We start from the raw sequence: 20,214 nt of genomic DNA on the forward strand, positions 1-20,214 counted from the left end.
TCAATGCAGCTACTGAGCAGGGAAAAATATGACAGGTGGCGCGCCGGCGCCCAGGTGCTGGAGCAGGACGCCTACGGCGAAAAGGTCCTGCGCCTGGCCGACGGTACCTTTCTCAAGCTGTTCCGGCGCAAGAGCTGGTTGTCCAAAACCGCTTTCTACCCCCCTGCAAAACGCTTCGCAGACAACGCTGACGCATTGCAGAAGCTCGGTATACCCTGCCCGGAGGTGATACAGCTGTACCGCCTGAGCGAGCCTTACCGCTCGGTCGTGCACTATCACCCGCTGGAGGGGAAGACGTTGCGCCAGCTGCTTCACGAGCAATCCGCATTCGATGAACGCGAGCTCTTCGCCCGACTGGACGATTTCATCACTCATCTGCACGACTGCGGCGTCTACTTCCGCTCCCTGCACATGGGCAATATAGTCCTGACCCCCGATGATCGATTCGGGCTGATCGATATCTCCGATATGCGCTGCCTGGGTCGCCCCCTGTCCCGGCAAATGCGCAAGCGAAATTATCGACACCTGCTGCGTTATGAGAGTGACTGGCAGAAGGTGTCCCCGCAAGCAACTGCTCTGTTCACCACCCGTCGCTGAACCGCCTTCCTGATCGGCGACCTCTCCCACAACGGGGATGACCGCCATCCCCGCAGGATGACTGCAAGGTCACCCTGTTTTCAGTCAACTGCCATCTTGCAATGGCCGGCGAATACTGATTGTATTACCGCGTTCCAGAGCGTTGCGCGCGTTCTCTCGCGCGGCCCGAACGCATATAACGACAGATAAAAATGATCATAATCGTCAATTCAAAAGTGACAGATACCAGTATCCAGACCTCCCTGGGAAAGTCTGAATACAGCTACTACTTCCTGTTCAAGCAGTTCATGCCTGCCCTTGAGCAGATAGCCCGGGTGATTCCGGTCGCCTCGCCCGATGAAGTTGATCCCCTCTTCCACCAGCTCTCCAGCTCGGGCGAGTCAGTGATCTTCCTCAGCATCAGTCCTCCGCAGCAGACTCCCCTGCATCTGCGCTGCCCTACCGTCTGCCTGTTCGCCTGGGAATTCCCCGACGCGCCTGATCGCATGTGGGACAATGATGCCCGTCACGACTGGCGGTATGTGCTTACCCGCATTACCGGTGCCATCGCCTGCAGCCACGAGTCTGCACAGTCAATACGCAATCTGATGGGGCCGGATTACCCCGTGGTCACAATACCCGCTCCGGTATGGGCGCATTTTGGTGATCTGCTCCCCGCCGGGGGCTGGCAGCCCCACTCGGGACCACGCAGCTTCGAGTTTTCCGGCAATATCATCGACAGCAGCGTCCTGGGGCTGTCGGCAGACGGCCTGGTGCAACATTTGCCGCGCCCGCCCCGCCACAGTGTGACCTGCCCGGTAACGGCGCAACCCGGTCCGTGGCGGCTCAGTTGGAACCTGTTCCGCTCCTGGATTGCCGCCCTGCGCCGCGACCGACATCCCCGTGTGGCTCCCAAGCCCAGCGGCGAGCAGCCGCCACCCAGCCAGGCAGGTTTGCAGCCGCAGGAGAAGAGTCGACTCGAGCTCTCCGGGGTGGTGTTCTGCAGCATCCTCAATCCCATGGATGGCAGAAAGAACTGGATCGACATCATCACCGCATTCTGCTGGGCCTTCCGCGACACCCCTGATGCAACCCTGATCCTGAAGATGACCCATCACGACCTGGAGTCCTATCGCATCATTCTGCTGACGCTGTTATCCAGGCTGGCCCCCTTCCAGTGTCGGGTAGTGGCGCTTCACGGCTTTCTGGATGACGACAAGTACCGCGAGCTCATTACGCTGACCGACTTCTATATCAATGCCTCGAACGCGGAAGGCCTGTGTCTGCCGCTGATGGAATTCCTCTCGGCCGGCAAACCCGCTCTGGCCCCCAGACACACGGCCATGCTGGACTATTTGGACGAGGACGTCGCCCGCCTCGTGGAAACCTCGGAGGAGCTGGCCAGCTGGTCCCACGACCCGGTGGGCATTCTCGGCAGCCGCCGACACCGGTTGAACTGGGAGTCACTGATGCAGGGCTACCGCGACTGCCACACACTGGCCCGAACCGACCCTGAGGCCTATCAACGCATGTCCGTCTGTGGCTGGCAGCGGATGCAGCAGCTGTCCGAAACCTCCGTTGTAGCTGCCGAATTAAAGGCGTTTCTCAACACCCTCGTCGCCGCCGAACAGGTGGAGGCTGAAGCATGAAGATCCTGGCCTACTCGGCCATGAACGCCGAAACCATCCTGCAGAATTTCGGGGAACCGGAATACAGCTACTTCTTCGTGCTGCGCGAATTCATGCCGGTATTGCAACAGCTCGGAGAGGTGGAGATCGTAGAGGATCCCGCCAGCGAGGTCGACCGTCGCTACCACGACGCGATTGCGCGTGGCCAGCAATGCATTTTCCTGAGCTTCTCCCCTCCCCATCTCACCACGCTGGGGCTGGACTGCCCTACCATTCCGGTATTCGCCTGGGAGTTCAGCAGCATGCCGGATGAGGCCTGGTGGCACGACAGGCCGGAGATGGACTGGCGCTGGTGCCTGGAACAATGCGCCGGGGCCATAGTGCACTCCAGGCAGAGCGCCATGGCGGTACGCAAGCTCATGGGTGAGGAATTTCCGGTCATTGACATACCTGCTCCGCTTCAGGACCGCCTGGCCGAAGCTCGCCGCTGGCTGAGCCAGACCAGCCACACGGCCGAGGCTTCCATAGAGATCGCCAGGGGCACCCTGTTCGATACCCACGATCCGGAGTTGGCACGCTGGCTGCCTACCGAAGAGGACATCATTCGTGCGGTAGCAGAAGCACGCAGCGTGATTCCCATTGACGAGAACAAGGGGTTTCGCCGCGGCCCCAAGACCGCGCGTCGGATTACCCTGGAACATCTGGTTGCCTGGTACCAGCAGGTGCTGGCTTCCCGCCTGCCGGAGCGGCTGCGCAGGCCTCTGGATCGCTGGGCAGTGCGTACCGACCCCTGGCAGCTCGGCCGCCGTCAACTGAAGCTGGACGGGGTAGTGTTCACCAGTCTGTTCAACCCCCACGACGGACGCAAGAACTGGGTCGACATGATCACCGCGTTTTGCGTGGAGTTTCACGACCAGCCCGATGCCACCCTGGTTCTGAAGCTCGGGCACCGCCGACATGAGGATGCCCTGCAGGGCTTCCTCATGCTGCTGCCCAGGCTGCCGGCGTTTCGTTGCCGCCTGGTGATACTCAACGGTTTTCTCGATGACGAGGCCTACCTGCAGTTGCTGAGAGCAACCCACTTCGCCGTCAACACCTCCTACGGCGAAGGGCAATGCCTGCCCCTGATGGAATACTTGTCCTGCGGCAAGCCCGCGGTCGCCCCTTGTCATTCGGCATTGGCCGACTACATCAGCCCGGACATCGCCTTTACCGTCGACAGCTGGGCGGACGCCACCGCCTGGCCACATGATCCTCGGGTGGCCTACCGGACGCTGCGCCAGCAGATCGACTGGGCCTCCCTGCGCAGAGCCTACCGTGCCGCCTTCGAGTGCTATCGCGAACGACCCGAGACCTATAGGGCCATGGCACGAGCTGCCGAGCAGCGCATGCAACGACACTGCTCGCAAGCTACGGCCGCCGAGCGTCTCGCCCATTTTCTGAACCCTGTGATCGAGAAAACACCAGCATGATTCCTGAATGGTTGCGCGTCCCCAGCCTGGAAGAATGGCAACGCAAGGCAGACCACCCCGACTTCCACGATGCCCGCAATGTCGGCCTCAAAGATGCGGTCCAGGCTGGCTGGTATCAATCCGAGACCGGCGAGCTCTTTCGTGGCTTCCCTGTTACCGCCGAAGATGTCGTGGTCGATGTTGGCTGCGGGGCGGGCGGCGCCAGTCTTTTCTGCGCTCGCTACGGAGCCCAGGTGGTGTACTGTGATCTGGACCCGACCAATGTCGAGCGTCTGTACGAAAAGATCAGAAGCACCGCCGCCCGGGACCCTCGCGGTATCGTCACTGACTGCACCCCGCTGCCTATTGAAGATGGTTTTGCCAGCAGGGTCATCGCAATGGAAATGCTGGAACATGTGGATGATCCCGACGCGATACTTGTCGAGCTGGCCCGCATCGGCAAGCCGGGGGCGCTTTACCTCATCTCGGTACCGGACGCGTCAGCCGAAAGGCTGCAGCTGCCTATCGCTCCACCAGAGTACTTCCGCAAGCCCAATCATATCCACATCTTCGAAACCGCCGACCTGGAACGACGCATCACATCTGCCGGCCTGGAGATTGTCGAGCGAAGCAGCTACGGGTTCTTCTGGAACCTCTGGATGAACATGTACTGGGTCTGCGACCGGGCGGCAAATAATACGCCCCAAGCGGTCAGCCATGATTGCACCAAGCCGCCCTACTTCCCACTGCTGGACGACTGGACGTTGCTATGGGCACGTCTGAGCAGTCTTGAGGAGGCCCAGCCGCTGATCCGCGAGCTGGATAAGGCACTGCCCAAGAGCCAGATATTCATCGCGCGCAAGCCGCAGCCCTGAACGCCGACAGGAAACAGATTATGCTCACTCGATTCAAACGCATGTTGTCGCCATCTGTGCAAAAGGCGGAAAAATCTGTCTTTCAAGCAGAGCAGACTCCTCCTCCCAGCCTGGACGTCACCATGCAGGACGCGAAACTGACTGGCTGGTTCCAGGACAGCGGAGAGCTGTTCTCAGACTTCATGGTGACTTCCGAAGACAGCGTATTGGATGTGGGCTGCGGCGATGGAGGCTTCATATCCCATTGTGCGCAACGCGGAGCGGCGGTTACCTTTGTCGACATCGACGAGGGCAAGATCGCCGAAATCGAGCTCCGTCTGAAGGACTCCCCCGCACGTCAGGTTCGCGGCCTGGTCAGCGCCGCCAATCCATTGCCCCTGCGGGACGAGGAATTCGACAAGGTGATCTGCACCGAGGTCATGGAGCACGTGGATGATCCCGAACGCTTTCTCGCGGAACTGGTTCGAGTGGGTAAACCCGGAGCCCTGTATCTGCTCAGCGTGCCCGACCCCGCCAGCGAACAGGTTCAGCAGCTGGTGGCGCCGCCACTGTACTTCGAGAAGCCGCACCATATTCGCATATTCTCCCGGGACGACTTCCGCGACCTGGTCAATCAATCAGGATTGATCGTAGAGAAGCAGACTACCTATGGTTTTTTCTGGTCGATCTTCTGGGCGTTTTTCTGGACCTGCGACCAGGACCTCGATCAACCATGGCATCCCCTACTGAGGCACTGGGGTACCACCTGGGAGACGCTGCTATCGATGCGAGACGGTCCACGCATCAAGCAGGCGCTTGACGAGGCCTTGCCGAAAAGCCAGGTAATCATCGCCCGCAAGCCGACTTAGAATCATCCGCACCGAACTGTGCATTGAAAATGCAGACAAGTTCGCAGAAAACGAAGCGAAATGATTAAAAGAGCAACTTTCCGAGTACTTGACACGACATTCAAACACACGTTTAATACCTGCAATTCTGTCTCACCACAGGACAATCGAAGTCCACCAAGAAGTCGCAACATAAAAACAAGGCGGCGGAATGTTACGGCACGTGCCATTTGAACTGAACTGCTCCTCGCACCGGCGAGATTCTGTCCAGCCAAGACCCTCGCGACCACCGCGCCGTAAGGAAATGTACTGTGCGTGATCTCTTGATCACTGGCCAGAACGGCTTTGTCGGCCGCCATGTAACGGCTTTGGCCGCAGGAAGATGGCGCGTCATACCCCACGCGCCGCATGATCTGCTGAACCCGGTTTCCCTCGATGATTGGCTTGCCCACTGCTGCCCGGCAGCAGTCATCCATCTGGCCGGCCAGACGTTCGTACCGCAGGCCTTCCGTGACCCTGCGCAGACATTGCAGATCAATCTGCTGGGCACTCTCAATCTGTTGCAGGCACTCAAGCGCCGCGGCTTCCGAGGCACCTTTCTCTATGTGAGTTCCGGCGATGTGTATGGCCAGGTCGCTATTGAGCAACTGCCCATTACTGAATCCTGCCCACCCCAGCCACGCAATCCCTATGCGGTCAGCAAACTGGCGGCGGAACACCTCTGTCTGCAATGGTCGTTCAGCGAGCCGGACTGGCGCATCCTGATCGCCCGTCCCTTCAATCATGCAGGGCCCGGTCAGGCTGACCACTTTGTGTTGCCAGACATGGCGCGCCAGCTTCTGCGTGTACGGCAGGGTCTGCAGTCACCGCAGATATCGGTCGGCGACGTGGATGTCACTCGCGACTTTCTGGATGTCCGCGATGTGGTTCAGGCCTATTTCGACCTGTTGGATAAAGGCCAGCCGGGAGAAATCTATAACGTCTGTTCAGGCCAGGAACAGCTTATTCGCGACCTCATAATGCAAATGGCAGAACTGGCTGATGTCCAGATCACGCTGCAACAGGACTCCACGCGTCTGCGTAAAGCAGAACAGCGCCGTACACGCGGCTGCAGCAACAAACTCCAAAGGCATACCGGTTGGCAACCCCGGGTACCAATCACAACAACCTTGCGCGATGTGCTCACCGATTGGGAAAAGAGGGACTGATAATAATGAACAAGCATGCACTTATTACCGGCGTAACGGGTCAGGATGGCGCCTACCTCGCCAAACTGCTTCTGGACAAGGGTTACCGGGTGTATGGCCTGGTTGCGCGTCGCAGCACCGACACCAGCTGGCGTTTGCGCGAGCTGGGGATCGCCAGCGATATCGAGTTTATCGAGGGTGATCTCGCCGATGCCTGCTCCGTGCAGCGGGCCGTAATCAAGTCCCGGCCTGATGAGGTCTACAACCTCGGAGCCCAGAGCTTTGTCGGCAGCTCCTGGGACCAGCCGGTCACCACCGGTATTGTCGATGGACTGGCGGTTACTCACGTGCTGGAAGCTATTCGCCAGTTCTCACCAGAGTCACGTTTCTATCAGGCATCCACCAGCGAGATGTTTGGCCTGATCCAGGCGGAGCGGCAGGACGAATCAACGCCCTTCTATCCACGCAGCCCTTATGGGGTCGCCAAGTTGTACGGACACTGGATCACGGTGAATTATCGGGAAAGCTTCAATCTCCACGCCTCCAGCGGAATCCTGTTCAACCATGAATCACCCCTGCGTGGTATCGAGTTTGTCACCCGTAAGGTGACCGATGCGGTAGCGCGCATAAAACTCGGCAAACAGAAGGAATTGCGACTGGGTAATATCGATGCCAAGCGCGACTGGGGATATGCCGGGGATTACGTGGAAGCCATGTGGCTCATGCTGCAGCAGGATCAGGCCGACGACTATGTGGTGGCAACAGGACGCACCGCCAGTGTTCGCGATATGTGCGCCCTGGCCTTCGAGCATGTAGGCCTCAATTACCAGGATCACGTCGTTATCGACCCGCGCTTTTTCCGCCCCGCGGAGGTAGACGTACTGCTGGGGAATCCAGCCAAAGCCCAACGCAAGCTCGGTTGGTCCGCCCGGACCACCCTTGCCGAACTCGTTGCCATGATGGTTGAAGCTGATCTGCGCAGGGTCAGCAAGGAGTAACAATATGTCGCTCGTCCCCGTCATTCTGTCCGGCGGTGCCGGCACGCGGTTATGGCCGGTTTCACGCGAAGGGCACCCCAAACCTTTCATTCGTCTTCCGGATGGCCAGACGCTGCTGGGCAAGACCTATCGCAGAGCAGCCGCCCTGCTGCCTGACGGCGGCACCATTGTGACTGTTACTAACCGAGAGCATTATTTTTCCAGCAAGGACCAGCTACTGGAGGTGGTTACCGGCCAGCACCACCAAGCCCACTACCTGCTGGAGCCCGAAGGCCGAAATACTGCTGCCGCCATCGCCCATGCGGCACTGGCTCTAGCTGCAAGCCATGGCGAGGACACTGTGCTGGTCGTCATGGCCGCCGACCACCTGATCGAGAACGAAGGCGCCTTCTGCCAGACGATGGGACATGCCCGGCAACTCGCAGAGCAAGGTTATCTGGTGACCTGCGGCATCGTCCCGACACGCGCCGAGACCGGGTTCGGTTATATCGAAACGGGATCGCCTCTGGATGATTGGGGTGGATCCAGAGTGGCTCGTTTTGTCGAGAAACCCGATCTGACAACCGCCCAGGAGTATCTGCGCAGTGGGCAGTTTCTGTGGAATGCCGGCATTTTCTGTTTCCGGATCGACACCTTCCTGACCGAGCTGCGCCTCCACGCCCCCGGCATCCTGGATGCGGCCGAACTTTGTCTGAACGCCAGTCCTGCCCATGACAGCGGAGGCATCAGACTTCAGGAGCTGCATTGCGAGAGTTTCGTGCAGCTCCCGGACATCTCCATCGATTATGCCCTCATGGAACATTCCAGCAGGGTCGCGGTAGTCCCCTCCGCCTTCGACTGGAGCGATATTGGCTCCTGGACTGCTCTGGGGGACCTGGTGCCTGCCGACAAACAGGGCAACAGGGTCACCGGGGATGCCTTGCTGGAAGACACCCGCAATACTCTGGTGCACAGTGAAAGTCGTCTGGTCGCTACTCTGGGGCTGGAAGATCTGATCATTGTGGATACCGATGACGCTGTTCTTATCGCCCGCGCGGATCGCGTACAGGACGTAGGCCGGATCGCCAAACGCCTGAAGCATGAAAAGCATCCGGCATACCATCTGCACAACACGGTGAACCGCCCCTGGGGCAGCTATACCGTGCTGGAAGAAGGGCCACGCTTCAAGATAAAGCGCATTGTGGTCAAGCCCGGCGCAGCGCTTTCCCTGCAGTTGCATCATCACCGAAGCGAGCACTGGATTGTTGTTCAGGGCATGGCTCAGATTGTCAACGGGTCGGATCAGCCGCGTATGGTGAACACCAACGAGTCGACCTTCATACCCGCCGGGCACAAGCACCGCTTGAGCAATCCCGGGGTAATCGATCTGGTGCTCATTGAGGTGCAGAGTGGCGAATATCTTGGCGAGGATGACATCGTTCGCCTGGATGACAAGTACGGGCGGGCGACCTGATGTCGATGGCGATACTAAGCTCGCTCTGGCATTACCGGGGTTTCGTGCTGGGCAGTGTGCAGAGAGAGTTCCAGTCACGCTACCGTAACTCTCTGCTCGGCGCCCTGTGGACCATCATCAACCCGCTGGCGATGATCATCGTTTACACCGTGATCTTCTCCCGGTTGATGCAGGCACGCCTGCCGGGTGTGGATAACGATCTGGGCTACGGCATCTACCTGTGTGCAGGCCTGCTCACCTGGGGCCTGTTTGCCGAGATACTGGGCCGCGGCCAGGCTGTCTTCCTGGAACATGCCAACCTGCTGAAAAAGCTCAGCTTTCCAAGAATCTGTCTGCCGCTGGTAGTGGTACTCAATGCGCTTTTGAACTTTGCCATCATCTTCGGGCTGTTCCTGGGCTTTCTGGTGGTCACCGGCAATTTCCCCGGCTGGGTGGTGCTTGGCATGTTGCCCGTCCTGCTGGTTCAGGTGGTATTCGCGGTGGGCTTGGGCATCATCCTCGGTGTACTGAACGTCTTTTTTCGTGACGTCGGGCAGATGACCGGCATCGTTCTGCAGTTCTGGTTCTGGTTCACCCCTATCATCTACCCACCCACCATTCTGCCCGAAGGCGCAGCAGAGCTGTTGCGCTGGAATCCGATGGTGCCGCTGGTCCAGGCTTATCAGGGCATATTCGTCAACGCCGCCTGGCCCCAATGGCAAAGCCTGTGGCCGATGGCAGTGATCTCTGTCCTGCTATGCCTGGTTGCGCTGTCACTGTTCCGTAAACGCTCCGGTGAAATGGTGGATGAACTCTGATGGGCAGCATCATTGTTTCAGAACTGGGCAAGGCCTATAGACAATACCCGACCCGTTGGTCGCGGCTGGCCGAATGGCTCCTGCCCGGCGCCAGACCCCGACATCAGTTGCACTGGGTACTGAAGGATGTGAGTTTCCAGGTATCTCCGGGAGAAGCTCTCGGCATCATCGGTGTCAATGGTGCCGGCAAGAGCACCCTGTTGAAGATGATCACCGGTACTACACAGCCAACCGCCGGCAGCATCAGGCTAGAAGGCAAGGTAGCGGCCCTGCTGGAACTGGGTATGGGCTTTCATCCGGAGTTCACCGGACGCCAGAACGCCATTATGGCAGGGCAGTTGCTGGGCATGAGCGTGGAAGAACTGCACCACCTCATGCCGGCAATCGAAGGCTTTGCCGAGATCGGGGAGTACATGGATCAGCCTGTGCGCACCTACTCCAGTGGCATGCAGATGCGATTGGCATTCAGCGTGGCCACCTGCCGCAGGCCCGACATACTCATCGTCGACGAAGCACTCTCGGTGGGTGACGCCTATTTCCAACACAAGAGCTTTGACCGTATCCGTGAATTCCGCAAGGCCGGCACTACCCTCCTGATCGTCTCCCATGATCGCCAGGCGATACAGACCATATGCGACAGGGCATTGCTGCTGGACAGGGGCCGAGTGGCCCTCGCTGGCGCCCCCGAAGAGGTCATGGACTTCTTCAGTGCGATGATTGCCGAGCGCGAACAGAGCACCATCCGTCAGGAACGTCTACCGAACAATCGCGTTCGCACCATATCCGGCACTGGCGAAGCAAGCATCGCTGACGTCACACTGCTCAACGATCAGGGCAAGCCCATTGATGTGCTGGAAACAGGCACACCGGTCACTCTCAGGATTACCGTCGACATCCACGCCGACATCGAACGGCTGGTTCTCGGCTTCATGATAAAAGACCGCATGGGTCAGGCGATTTACGGCATCAACACCCACAGGATCAACCGTCCGCTTGAGAACCTGCGGGCCGGCGAACAGGTGGTTTACAGCTACCGGTTCAATGCTGACCTGGGCAAGGGCAATTACTCCGTGGCCCTGAGTCTGTCGCGCCTGGACTCACACCTGGACAAGAACTATGAATGGCGTGATTTCGCTCTGATTTTCCATGTCATCAACACGCGAAAGCCGGACTTCGTCGGCTGCGCCTCGTTGGATGCGCAGCTGGAAATTGAACGGCCTCAACTCGTACAAGGAGCGGCAGCGGATGCGCTTTCTCGTTGAATGTACCTATGTTTATGAGCATCCCAATGTCAACTCGGGCATCCAGCGGGTGGTACGCAACGTTATCAACAACCTGGAGCAAGCCCACGCACCGGAATGCATTCCCGTCATCCTGACACCGGGTGAGATTTACCGTGTCAATCAACTCCAACCTGATCCGGATCAGAAGTTCAAGTCGCGCGTACACGCCTGGCTGACCCGACAGCACAATCGGCTTGGCCGATTACGAGAGCGCACAGCCCTGTACCGCGCCTCCCTGCGAGAAGGCAATTATTCGATCGTCCGCAGCGTTAAGCAGCTGGCCTGTCTGGTTATGCAGCTGGCGCTGAGAGTGGTTATGAAGTGCCTGTCATGGATGTCACTCAACTATGCCGAAACCAACCGGTTAGAACCCCTGACCTATAAGCCCGGGGACGTACTTATACTGCTGGATTCGTCGTGGCACGCTGATTTCTTTCCAATGGCGGAGCGGCTCAAGTCAGAAGGCGTCAAGATTGTGGCTGTCATCTACGATCTCATTCCCCTGACCCATCCTCAATTCTGTGATGACGGTCTGGTGAGGGTCTTCGACCACTGGTTTGACTGGATAACCCGAACCGCGGATGGGTATGTCGCCATTTCTCGCACCATTATCGAGCAGGTTCGAGGCGAGGTATGCCGCCGGCTGGGGGAGGACGCAGCACAACAGCGCTGGTTCGACTATTTTCACCTGGGCAGTGACCTTGATCAGATAGCGCCGAACAGCACAGTGCGTCCCGAGGTGGAAAGCGTATTCCGGCAACGCCCCGTCTACCTGATGGTCAGCACCATCGAGCCACGTAAGAATCATGCCTATCTGCTGGATGCATTCGATCAGCTGTGGTCCGAGAATCGAGATGTGGCCCTGTGTTTTGTCGGAAAGATCGGCTGGAAAACGGAACGGCTCATCGAACGCATACGCCAGCATCCGCAATTGGGCCAGCGTCTGTTCATGCTGAACGATCTGAACGATCGCGAGCTTGAGCATTGTTATCTGCACGCAAGGTCACTGGTCTTTCCTTCACATGTCGAAGGTTTCGGGCTCCCCCTGGTAGAGGCCATGCAGCGCAACCTGCCGGTGATGGCAAGCGATATCCCGGTTTTCCGAGAAATCGGTGAAAACAGTATGGCCTACTTCGACCTGAGCGATCCCGCCTCTCTCGTCCAGCTTGTTATCCAGTTTGAGGACAGCGGCCAGTTTCCAACTGCAGATACAGCAGACCAATGGCGATGGCAGAGCTGGCAGGAAGCAACAGTTCAGCTGATTGCACGGGTGCAAACCCGCACTCGAGCGGCAGCCGGAGGCTGAGGTGCGGATCGCCTTTGATGCCAGCGTACTCCAGGCACCTCGGACCGGCGTGGGAGAATACACGCTGCAGCTGGGGCAGGCGCTGCAACAGCTCCCGGAAATGGAACTCTGTCTGTTCGATGGACTGGGCTGGCCTGATACATTCCCCCAAACCCCGCGTAGCGGGTACGGCAGAACAAGCCGACTCATCAAGGCGCTTCTGCCCGGCGCCTATCCTGCCCGGCGCGCCCTCATGCAGTTGCGCTTCAACCAGGGCATTCGGCGTTTGAAACCCGAACTGTACCATCAGCCCACGCTGTGGCCGCTGGAGTTCGATGGTCCTACGGTCATGACGCTGCATGACCTGACCCATGTTCATTACCCCGAAACCCAACCGCGTGATCGCCTCAGGGAAATCGAGCGGCGGCTTCCAGCAAGCCTCCAGCGAGCCAGCCGCATCCTGGTCGACTCCAGGTTCATCGCGGAGGAAGCCATACAGCATTACAGCCTCCCCGCAGACAAATTACAGGTCGCCCCCCTGGGAGCGGCGCCACGCTTTCATCCCCGGGATGAACACGAGTTACAAGAGTGTCTGACCTCTTTTGGCGTCGGGATGCGCAGCTACTACCTGTGCGTAGGCACCCTTGAGCCGCGCAAGAACCTGAAGCTGGCGGTGGGTGCCTATCTGGGACTACCGAAAAGCCTTCGCGAAAGGATGCCACTGGTGATCGTCGGGGGAGCAGGCTGGCGTCAGGAGCAGCTGGAGTACATCCCGGCCCGGGAGCTATCATCAGGGCGCATACGTCTGCTCGGGTATCAGAGCGGGGAATGTGTAGCCCAGCTGCTGGCTGGCGCCCACGCACTGCTGTTTCCATCACGTTATGAAGGGTTCGGTCTACCAGTACTTGAAGCCTTGGCCAGCGCAACCCCTGTCATCGCTTGCGATCATGCAGCCGTACCCGAGGTAGCTGGCGACGCGGCCTTGTACGCCGATGCAGAGGACTCCGATGGCTATCGCACCCAGATGCTGCGCCTGATAGAAGACAGCGAGCTGCAGGAGAGATTGCGCCAGGGGGGGCTGGAGCGGTCACGCCAGTTCAGCTGGGAGCGCTGTGCCCGGATCACTACAGACACATACAAGGCAGCGAGGTATTCATGATGCGCGTGCTGCATCTGTTCAAGGCCTACATGCCTGAGTCCACGGGTGGTATTGAGCAGACCATCTTTCAGCTGTGCGAGGCCTGTAAGCCCTGGGGAGTCACCAGCAGTGTCCTGACCCTTAGTGCGGAACCATCTCCAAACCCCATCAAGGTAGGCAACCACCTGGTGTACCAAGCGAAACTCGATGCCCATATAGCGTCGACCGGACTGTCCCGGGAAGTATTCGGCCGCTTCCGGGAGCTGGCCCGGGAGCATGACGTCGTCCACTACCACTTCCCCTGGCCATTGATGGACCTGCTGCATCTGCACGCACGTCACGACAAACCCAGCGTCCTGAGTTACCACTCGGATATCGTACGTCAGCGGGTGCTGCTGCAGTTCTATCGTCCACTGATGCACCAGTTCCTCGGCTCGGTGGACCGCATAGTGACGGCTTCACCCAACTACCTGGCCACCAGCGACATTCTCGCGCACTATCGGGACAAGACCGATGTCATTCCCTACGGACTGGACCGCAGCGGCTACGCCCCCGTGGATGTGGAACGCATGGCCTACTGGCAACAGCGCTTTCCCGATGGCTTCTTCCTCTTCGTCGGCGTCATGCGCTATTACAAGGGACTGCATATTCTGCTCGACGCCTGCAGGAATACCGAATACCCGGTGGTGATTGTTGGCGCGGGTCCCATGGAAGCCCGACTGCGCGAACAGGCCCGGCGTCTGCGCTTGAATAATGTTCACTTTCTTGGCCCCCTGTCCGATACCGAGAAGAACGTCCTGCTGCAGCTCAGCCGGGTGATCGTATTCCCATCCCATTTGCGCTCCGAAGCTTTTGGCGTATCCCTGCTGGAAGGGGCCATGTTCGGCAAGCCGATGATCTCCAGCGAGATCGGCACAGGTACCAGCTATATCAATATCTCCGGGCAGACCGGACTGGTGGTCCCGCCCAGCGATGCCGCAGCGCTGAGGGCCGCCATGCACCAGCTCTGGCATGACCGGGAGCTTGCCGAAAAGCTCGGCCTGGCTGCAGCCGAACGTTACCGGCAATTGTTCACCGCCGAAAGGATGGGAGAACAGTTCCACAACCTGTACCGCAAGCTGCTGATTGGAGAAGCTCAGAGCACTCGCGTTAGTCAACAGCAGGGATGACAGGACCAGAAATATACGGCGCCATGCTGTCTTCCGGATTACATAACTCCCGGATGATATTATGGCCACCAACACTAGCCCCTTGATTGCTGGTCAACCGCAGTCAACGTCGATCAGCACTTGGTGACGCCGGTCAGCGACCAGATACAACTGGTTATGGAAATCAGAGGGTTTGGTCAGTTGAAGTAGCGATGCAGAGGAACCTTGTCGTCCCCGAGGTCAATCTCAAACGGATAGAAACCCGCAAATACATTTGATAAGCTCCTGCACCCTGTTATTTTGGCAATACTCAAGGAAAGGTGAAGGTAAATTGATCACGAGTACAGAAGCCGCGCAGAGGCTCTCCTGTAGTCACAACGGATGATGATGAACAAACGAGAAGCACTCTACTCCGCGCTGGGAGCCAGTAGCCTCGCATTTGCGTTTTTCTGGCTTCCGGTTCCCAGGCTGTTTGATGTCGCCTGTTACCTGCTGATTCTGCTGTTTGTACCTATGACCGTGGCGCCATCAAATGCGGATCTTCGGAAGGATCCGGTGATTCTCCTTGGTTTTGCGTTCTTCCTGTTCGTTGTCTTCTCGATCATCTGGCACCGGCTGACACTGCCCGATCACTTCCCTCCCACGACCAGTGACCGTCGTTTCCTCAGGGTCCTTTACTTCGTCGCTATCGCATATGCCATATCCCGAAGCAGTCTGCTGACCGCGTGGCGACTGCTCTGGGTAGCGTTCGCTGGGCTCTTGGTGTACCTGGTAGTGCAGTTCAACCCCACCGAATGGCGCAACGCCTGGCAGGGTGAACGTGTCGACTTCGGTATTCACAATGCCCAGCATACGGGTATCGTGTTTGCGACCTGCGCCCTGGCATTGACCGCTTTCGCACCGCGTCTGTTTATCTGGACAAGGCGCAGGTGGGGGCCTGCTGCTCCTCTTGGCGTAATACTCTGGGCACTGGCTTGGCTGTTTTCCTTCTGGGGAATCTTTGTCTCTCAGACACGCGCGGTCTGGCTGGGATTATGCGTTACTCTGCTTGTGCTTCCCGCATTGCTTGGAACCGCTTACTGGCTCCAGGGGCGGCCTCAACTCTCGCTGCGCAAACCGCTGCTGGCGAGTATCACAGCTGGGGCGCTATTGGTTCTGCTGGCCAGCAGCTTTGACATCCCCGAGCTGGTTAGCGACCGCCTCGAGTCAGAGAAGGTTACATGGGAGAGCTTGCGACAAGCCGCTAGCCATGAGGAGCGTGATTTGAGCAGTATCGAGATTCGCGTTGCCAGCTGGTCAGCTGCAGCCGGCTGGATAATGGAGAAGCCCTTCATGGGTTGGGGCGGGCGCGGGTCCAGACCCCTGATTCGCAACTCAGATCTGTTCAGCGATGCCTTCAAAAAACAGTTTAACCACCTGCATAACTCCTACCTTCAGACGCTGGTGGAAATAGGTCTGATCGGCGCGATGTTTATTGTAGCGCTCATCACTCTGGTCGGTCGCGCGACTATCAAAGCCTATCAACAAAAGCAGATGCCGTTAGACGTCTTTCTCTTTGCCTGGACATTCTTCGTCTTCTGGCTGGTCGTCAGCTGCTTCGAGTCCTATATCATCTATCCGACCGGCACCTATGTGATCGGTCTAGTGGGTGGATTTTTCTATTCATTCTGCCTGCGGCATAGAGAACGTCTGGCCTGAATCATCAGGCTGGATGAAATCCCCGACAGTCGATACGCCACTTCTGCGCTGCAGCTAGGGCGCTGATCCGGACAGGATCAGTCAGCTCGCTGTTCTCGCCGAACAGACGCTTCCAACCCAGAAAATGAAAGTAGGGGTAGGTCTTTCCGAGCATGCGGTCGTTAGTCAGTCGACCCATTTCCCATTGCCAACAGTCCGGAAAATCGCGGGTACCATCAACCCAAGCTACCTTGCCATTGGGCGTACTGAAGGCCTCTTGGAACTCGGCAGCGCGGCGCAGGGGATTGAAGAGCCCTACCAGCTTGAACAATGGCTCAGGGAAGTTCTTCCGCTTCAGGAACAGGCGAGAAAACCCGCCCTCATCCAAGGCATGATGCTGCTGATCCTGTATCCGCTCATGGAACATTGGGATCTGCCAGAACAGATTGCGCATACGCTCGTTATTGCGCAGTAAACAGAGATGACCGGATACCCGGCGCGCATGGGTCGAAAAGAAGTCGTAGCGGCGGAGCTTTTCTTCCGTGAAGTAGGACCTGAGGTCGCCATAGACCAAATCTAAATCACCAAACCCCCAGAAATCGTAGCCTTCGGTCTCTTGCTGATGGATAAAACCAAGCGCGGGCTTGAGATCACAAAGCTTGTAGGGGTTTTGAGGGTAAAACTCCAGTCCTAACAGCGCTGACACATGGTCGCAGTATTCAGCATACCCGCAATACCGATATTGGACGTTCCCCGGCAAGCCCAAAGGCTCACCGCAATCTCCGATAAGCAGCCAATTGATATCGGGATTGAATTCACAACTCTTTAGAAAAAGGGGCATCCAGAAAGGCCATTGCCCGAAATAAGGTATCAGGATCAACAGACTGGGGGGCTTAGCTGACACGACCACTCTCCCGTAGTATCTGAAAAAACAGCGGGCGAATCGCATCATCCACATAATGCTCGTTCAGACGTTGCAACATTCGCTGTCTCAGCAACTGCACATCCGCTTCTGTCAGGTGGGACAATTCCAGCAGAACGGTTGCCAGAGTATCTGCATCTCCCAACGGGAACAACGGCCCGATACCCTCGACGATTTCCTTGGCGCCTCCGCAATCGGTACTCAACAGCGGCACTCCAGCCGCCATGGCCTCGAGCAGGACCATACCAAACGGCTCGTGGTCTGAGGTAAGCGCAAACACGTCAAAGGCCTTGAAATAACGTCTGCCATGTTTGACCTGACCCAGAAACAGGACCTGGCTCGCCACCCCTAACCGCATTGCCAAGTCCTTGAGCTTGTCCTTCAACCGCCCCGTACCCATGATCGCCAGCACGCTTCCGTTGGGGAGGCCAGGTAGCGCGGCTGCGAAGCCACGGATGAGCGTCGCCTGATCCTTGTCCGGGTGCAGTCTGCCCACATTACCCACGACCCAAGCATCACGAGGTAGCCCAAGATGCGCGCGCGCTTGTTCACGCGTCAGCTGTTCAGCCTGAATAGCCGTCACATCAATACGGTTGTAGAGAGTCGCGAGACCGGCGCTGTCCCAGCCGGGGAGGCAGCGTCCAATATCATCCCGAACTGCATCGGATACCCCGAGCAGCAACAATCGCGCGCGAAAACGCCTCACGAACCAGCGCCGCATCTTGCGCTGATATACCCCGAACGCGTGGTGGACGCCGATAACCGGCAAACGCGTAGCGAACAGACTGATATAGATCGGCTTGAAGCGATGGGCTATACAGAAATGAAACTCCCGCCCACTTACCAGTTCGCGTACCCAGCGTATTGCATCAAGCTTCAACCCGCGGATGTCCCTGCTATGGTAATCAAGGAAGACTACTTCGTCAGACGCTGAGCCGCGAACGACCTCGTCGCTCGGCGAACCGGTCAAATATACCGTGCAGACTTTATATTGCGATCCAGAAAAAAGCGCAGCGTACTGACGAGCGCAATCCAGAAACGGTCCATCGTAGCCGTGACAGAATTGCAGCACCCAGGGTTGTGATGTCGACCCGCCTTCAGGCGATTTCATAATCCGCGAGCGCCCTCCTTCACTACCAGCACATCCTCCATGATCAGATACTGCAGATCCGAGCCATAGAACATGTTCAGCGCGTCGGTGGGTGAGCACACCATGGGTTCACCACGACGGTTCAGCGAGGTATTGAGGGACACACCGTTGCCGGTGAGCTTCTCCAGCTCCACCATCAGGTCGTACCAGCGTGGGTTGTGGCGGCGCTCCAGTACCTGGGCGCGGGAGGTACCATCCTCGTGCACGACCTCGGGTACCCGGTCCTTCCACTCCTCATTGACCTCGAAGGTGAAGGTCATGAAGGGGCTGGGGTGGTCGACCTTGAGCATCTTGGGCGCCACGGTATCGAGCATGGAAGGGCAGAACGGGCGCCAGCGTTCGCGGAACTTGATCTGTTCGTTGATCCGGTCGGCCACACCTTTGACGCTCGGGCAGCCGATGATGGAGCGACCACCCAGGGCCCGCGGGCCGAACTCCATGCGCCCCTGGAACCAGGCGACCGGATTGCCCTCCACCATGATCCTGGCGATACGCTCGGGCACATCGTCGATCTTCTGCCACTGGGGCTTGTTCGGGTGGCGGGCGCAGGCGGCAATGACATCCTCGTTGCTGTAGCTGGGACCGAGGTAGACGTGTTCCATCTTCTCCACCGGCACGCCATTCTTCACCGAGATGTAGGCGGCGGCACCGACAGCGGTACCGGCATCGCCGGAAGCGGGCTGGACGAACAGCTCCTTGACCTCGGGGCGGGCAATGATCTTCTGGTTGAGTTTGACGTTCAGCGCGCAGCCGCCGGCAAAGGCGATCTTGCCGGTTTCACGGATGATATCGCCCAGGTAGTAGTCCATCATTTCCAGCGCCAGCTTCTCGAACAGGGCCTGCATGCTGGCGGCATAATGGATGTAGGGATCGTCGGCGATGTCGCCTTCGCGCTTGGGCCCCAGCCACTCGATCAGCTTGGGCGAAAAGTAGTAGCCCTTGCCCTTTTCCTTGTAACGGCGGAAGCCGATGACGTTGGCGTAGTCGGTATTGATGATCAGCTCGCCGTTCTCGAACCTGGCCAGACGGGAGAAATCGTACTTGGCGGCGTCACCATAGGGCGCCATGCCCATGACCTTGAACTCGCCATCCAGCATCTCGAAGCCCAGGTACTCGGTCAGCGCGCCATAGAGGCCGCCCAGGGAGTCCGGGTCATAGAATTCCTTGATCTTGTGGATCTGGCCATTCTCACCGTAACCGAAGAAGGTGGTGGCATACTCACCCTTGCCGTCGATGCCCAGAATCGCGGTCTTCTCCTGGAAGCCGGAACAGTGGTACGCGCTGGAGGCATGCGCCAGGTGATGCTCGACCGACTCCAGCTTGACCTTCTTCAGATCGAAACCCAGCTGCTGCAGGCACCACTGGATGCGTTTCCTGTAGCGGTGGTAACGGCGGTTGCCCATGAGAATGGCATCCAGCGAGCGGTCAGGCGCATACCAGTAGCGCTTGGCGTAGTGCCAGCGGGCCTTCTCGAAGATACTGATGGGTGCGAAGGGTATGGCGACGATATCCACGTCCGCCGGAGTGATTCCGGCCTGCTCCAGGCAGAATTTGGCCGACTCGTAGGGCATGCGGTTCTTGGCATGCTTGTCCCGCACGAAGCGCTCTTCCTCCACGGCAGCAATCAGCTTGCCATCGATATACAGGGCAGCGGACGGATCATGGCTCAAAGCGCCGGACAGTCCCAGAACGGTCAATCCCACGGATGCACCTCTCAGGTAGAAGTAAAAGCGGGCATTTTATCCCAATTGCGGAGCGCTGGCTTGTCCCTGTACCCGAACGGCTTCGGCATTAGAGCAGGCAGCTGATCGGCACATGT

17 protein-coding genes are annotated in these 20,214 nt (G+C 58.3%); 14 read left to right on the top strand and 3 right to left on the bottom strand.

Annotated elements, in window-relative coordinates; all coding sequences use genetic code 11:
• Nucleotides 1–3: 3 nt before the first annotated feature.
• From BM046_RS06930 to BM046_RS06995, 14 genes are all read left to right on the top strand, one after another.
• The gene (locus BM046_RS06930) at nucleotides 4–597 is read left to right on the top strand and encodes a serine/threonine-protein kinase (RefSeq protein ID WP_218150008.1); all 594 of its coding nucleotides are present in this window, start codon (nucleotides 4–6) and stop codon (nucleotides 595–597) included.
• 215 nt (nucleotides 598–812) lie between these two features.
• The gene (locus BM046_RS06935) at nucleotides 813–2,225 is read left to right on the top strand and encodes a glycosyltransferase (RefSeq protein WP_235818584.1); all 1,413 of its coding nucleotides are present in this window, start codon (nucleotides 813–815) and stop codon (nucleotides 2,223–2,225) included.
• The gene (locus BM046_RS06940) at nucleotides 2,222–3,676 is read left to right on the top strand and encodes a glycosyltransferase (RefSeq protein ID WP_090538337.1); all 1,455 of its coding nucleotides are present in this window, start codon (nucleotides 2,222–2,224) and stop codon (nucleotides 3,674–3,676) included. The genes BM046_RS06935 and BM046_RS06940 overlap by 4 nt, the downstream gene beginning before the upstream one ends.
• Nucleotides 3,673–4,530, top strand: a complete 858-nt coding sequence (locus tag BM046_RS06945) for a class I SAM-dependent methyltransferase (RefSeq protein ID WP_090538339.1) — start codon at nucleotides 3,673–3,675, stop codon at nucleotides 4,528–4,530. The genes BM046_RS06940 and BM046_RS06945 overlap by 4 nt, the downstream gene beginning before the upstream one ends.
• Nucleotides 4,531–4,550: 20 nt before the next feature.
• Nucleotides 4,551–5,378, top strand: coding sequence for a class I SAM-dependent methyltransferase (locus tag BM046_RS06950; protein ID WP_090538341.1), 828 nt, complete (start codon nucleotides 4,551–4,553; stop codon nucleotides 5,376–5,378).
• Nucleotides 5,379–5,668: 290 nt separating this feature from the next.
• Entirely contained in the window at nucleotides 5,669–6,565 is an 897-nt protein-coding gene (locus BM046_RS06955) for a GDP-mannose 4,6-dehydratase (RefSeq protein WP_090538343.1), read from the top strand.
• A 5-nt stretch (nucleotides 6,566–6,570) separates the two neighbouring features.
• Nucleotides 6,571–7,542, top strand: coding sequence for a GDP-mannose 4,6-dehydratase (locus tag BM046_RS06960; RefSeq protein ID WP_090538346.1), 972 nt, complete (start codon nucleotides 6,571–6,573; stop codon nucleotides 7,540–7,542).
• 4 nt (nucleotides 7,543–7,546) lie between these two features.
• Nucleotides 7,547–8,995: a mannose-1-phosphate guanylyltransferase/mannose-6-phosphate isomerase gene (locus tag BM046_RS06965; protein WP_090538348.1), complete on the top strand. Its 1,449-nt coding sequence runs from the start codon at nucleotides 7,547–7,549 to the stop codon at nucleotides 8,993–8,995.
• Nucleotides 8,995–9,792, top strand: a complete 798-nt coding sequence (locus BM046_RS06970) for an ABC transporter permease (protein ID WP_090538350.1) — start codon at nucleotides 8,995–8,997, stop codon at nucleotides 9,790–9,792. Before BM046_RS06965 ends, BM046_RS06970 begins: the two co-directional genes overlap by 1 nt.
• Nucleotides 9,792–11,054 carry an ABC transporter ATP-binding protein gene (locus BM046_RS06975; RefSeq protein ID WP_090538353.1) on the top strand — a complete coding sequence of 421 codons (1,263 nt, stop codon included), beginning with the start codon at nucleotides 9,792–9,794 and terminating at the stop codon, nucleotides 11,052–11,054. The genes BM046_RS06970 and BM046_RS06975 overlap by 1 nt, the downstream gene beginning before the upstream one ends.
• A complete protein-coding gene (locus BM046_RS06980) occupies nucleotides 11,038–12,381 on the top strand; it encodes a glycosyltransferase family 4 protein (RefSeq protein WP_090538355.1) in 1,344 nt (447 codons plus the stop codon). The genes BM046_RS06975 and BM046_RS06980 overlap by 17 nt, the downstream gene beginning before the upstream one ends.
• A gap of 1 nt (nucleotide 12,382) precedes the next feature.
• Complete coding sequence (locus BM046_RS06985) at nucleotides 12,383–13,519, top strand: glycosyltransferase family 4 protein (RefSeq protein WP_090538432.1); 1,137 nt, start codon at nucleotides 12,383–12,385, stop codon at nucleotides 13,517–13,519.
• Nucleotides 13,519–14,667: a glycosyltransferase family 4 protein gene (locus BM046_RS06990; protein ID WP_090538431.1), complete on the top strand. Its 1,149-nt coding sequence runs from the start codon at nucleotides 13,519–13,521 to the stop codon at nucleotides 14,665–14,667. Before BM046_RS06985 ends, BM046_RS06990 begins: the two co-directional genes overlap by 1 nt.
• A 360-nt stretch (nucleotides 14,668–15,027) precedes the next feature.
• Nucleotides 15,028–16,344 carry an O-antigen ligase family protein gene (locus BM046_RS06995; RefSeq protein ID WP_090538356.1) on the top strand — a complete coding sequence of 439 codons (1,317 nt, stop codon included), beginning with the start codon at nucleotides 15,028–15,030 and terminating at the stop codon, nucleotides 16,342–16,344.
• A gap of 4 nt (nucleotides 16,345–16,348) precedes the next feature.
• Here the strand turns inward: BM046_RS06995 and BM046_RS07000 are convergent, their stop codons facing one another.
• From BM046_RS07000 to BM046_RS07010, 3 genes are read right to left on the bottom strand one after another with little or no spacing between them, the layout of a single operon-like run.
• Nucleotides 16,349–17,227: a DUF6625 family protein gene (locus BM046_RS07000; RefSeq protein WP_407920437.1), complete on the bottom strand. Its 879-nt coding sequence runs from the start codon at nucleotides 17,225–17,227 to the stop codon at nucleotides 16,349–16,351.
• Nucleotides 17,217–18,356: a glycosyltransferase gene (locus BM046_RS07005; protein WP_090538358.1), complete on the bottom strand. Its 1,140-nt coding sequence runs from the start codon at nucleotides 18,354–18,356 to the stop codon at nucleotides 17,217–17,219. The genes BM046_RS07000 and BM046_RS07005 overlap by 11 nt, the downstream gene beginning before the upstream one ends.
• Nucleotides 18,353–20,098, bottom strand: coding sequence for a carbamoyltransferase family protein (locus tag BM046_RS07010; protein WP_090538360.1), 1,746 nt, complete (start codon nucleotides 20,096–20,098; stop codon nucleotides 18,353–18,355). Before BM046_RS07010 ends, BM046_RS07005 begins: the two co-directional genes overlap by 4 nt.
• Nucleotides 20,099–20,214 lie beyond the last annotated feature (116 nt).

Origin of the sequence: Halopseudomonas formosensis (genome assembly GCF_900115905.1) — a bacterium.
GTDB classification, from domain to species: domain Bacteria; phylum Pseudomonadota; class Gammaproteobacteria; order Pseudomonadales; family Pseudomonadaceae; genus Halopseudomonas; species Halopseudomonas formosensis.